This is a genomic window from Corallococcus sp. AS-1-12, from assembly GCF_020036995.1.
Taxonomy (GTDB): Bacteria; Myxococcota; Myxococcia; order Myxococcales; family Myxococcaceae; genus Corallococcus.
Window position 1 is genome coordinate 1 of sequence record NZ_JAIQDD010000084.1, and the last position, 1,847, is coordinate 1,847.

Consider the following 1,847-nt stretch of genomic DNA (forward strand, 5'->3'; position numbering starts at 1 on the left):
GCAACCTCCACCGGCTCGTGGACGACCCGGGGTCCGTTCCCGGTATCGATATGGACAACGCGGCGGGTCGCGCACCCTGTCGCGAGCAGCAGCACCAGCGTGACGGCTCCGGCCAGCTTCATGACGCCCTCAAGCTCAGGAAGCGCGGCATCCTGACCCTGGGACGTGACAACTTCAACGGACCGCAGCCGGAAGCGCGCTGTCGCAGCGGCCGATCAGGGACGGCCATCGCCAAGAGAGGCACTTCAGGCCCGCTGGCCCGTGGAGCGCTCCTCACTCAGGGTGCGCTTCGTGGGCCCGTCAATCGCACGCTTGAGCCCCGCCGATGCGGTGAGCGCGAAGGGATATCGTGTATGTGAAAGACCTGGGCGCCTTGTCCAGGGCCGTTCCCGGGCTCAAGGCTGGGGACGCCACCACAGCCCTTTCAATCCCGCCTGCTCACACGCCTGCCGTGCCTCTTCGGTGTAGCAGTAGTAGAGCAGTTCGGGGACGGAGAACACGGGAGGGAAGCCTCCCGGCGGAGGGCGGAGCACGAGTGGCTCTGCGTCCTCCTGGCCCAGGAGTTCTTCGCCGCACTGGTGGAAGGGCACGCCCTTCACGAGGGTGTGCTCCCGGTCGAGGCAGTCGGTCCGCTCCAGCAACTGGAGGATGACGAAGTCCTCGTTCTTCAGCGCCGGGTCCGTCACCGAATGCCAGGTCCGCCTCCGAGGGTACCCGCCTTGCACGAGGTGCTTGATACGTTCCGAGTAGATGACGGTGGGGATGAGGCGGTGGCGGAACGGGCCCACTCCCTCAAGCACGCGCACCATGCGCCGGGAGATCAGCAACCACCCCCGGGGCGCGGTGAACAGGTGGTCGAGCCAAGCGACGTTCTCCAGGTTGCCGACGAACTCGATGACCTCGGGCGCGCCCTGCTGGCGCTGATAGTCAATGCCGGGATCGCGGAACGTCGCGCACTCAAAGCCGTCGAACTCGATGATCCTGGCGTCATGGACTCCTTCCTCCTCGATGTGGGAGGCATCCGCCGTCAATGCATACATCATGTGGTGTGTGACTCCCTGTGGGAGGACAGCTCCAGCAAGGCCAGCTTCTTCCCCGTGAGCACCCTACCGCCGCGTTGCTCCTGGATCACCTTGATGACCGGCTCCTTCAGGTTCCCGGATTGGATGGCCTGGCGAAGCTCGTTCTCGACCTTGAGGAGGGCCTCCTCAATGGCCTTGGGCGTCCAGTTGGAGGGAGGGCCCTTCGCGCTCAGCCTGTCCCAGGCGAGGTCAAGCCGGGTCTCCACGAACTCGCTGTAGCGCGGGTGGCTGCCCGAGTGGATGAGCCGGCCCTCCACGTTGAGCCCGGAGTGCATATCGAGGATGTTCGACCCCCGGTCAATCGTGTAGCCCTTGAGCCGCTCCATGGCCGTGCGGAGCAGCGGGTGGCTCTGGGCGACCGCGTCAGGGATGAGATGGTGCATGGGATGGCCGGCGGAGAGCCGGACCTCCGCCGCCGCCCGCGCCGCCGGGCCCTGGGTCGTCTCCACCCAGTCCAGGTAGTTCTTCCGGTAGCGGGTGAAGATGCTGAGGCGGGGCGTGCCCTTGCCGGCCTTGAGCACCACCAGCCCGTCCTGGGTCACCGTGAGCGCCCCATACTCGTCTCCCAGCGCCCTTCCGTCCGGACGGCGCAGCCGGAAGGGTTGGGAGTCCGAGCTCAACTTCTCCAGGCGGTAGCCCGCGGCCTGGAACTCCCGCTTGAAGGCGTTGAACTCTGGCGTCCCCTCCGGCGGGATGCGGCGTCCGACGAAGTCCTTGAGCTTGTCCCAGTTGGGGAGCTTCTCCAGCAGCTTCTCCAACTCGGCG

The 1,847-nt window shown here is 66.5% G+C and carries 2 protein-coding genes; both read right to left on the reverse strand.

All coding sequences use genetic code 11. The annotated features are described in order from the left end of the window. Positions 1–395 precede the first annotated feature (395 nt). A complete protein-coding gene (locus K8556_RS38735) occupies positions 396–1,043 on the reverse strand; it encodes a hypothetical protein (protein WP_223745161.1) in 648 nt (215 codons plus the stop codon). Next, on the reverse strand, positions 1,040–1,847 hold an 808-nt coding region (locus K8556_RS38740), incomplete at its 5' end, for an AHH domain-containing protein (protein ID WP_223745162.1). The genes K8556_RS38735 and K8556_RS38740, both read right to left, overlap by 4 nt.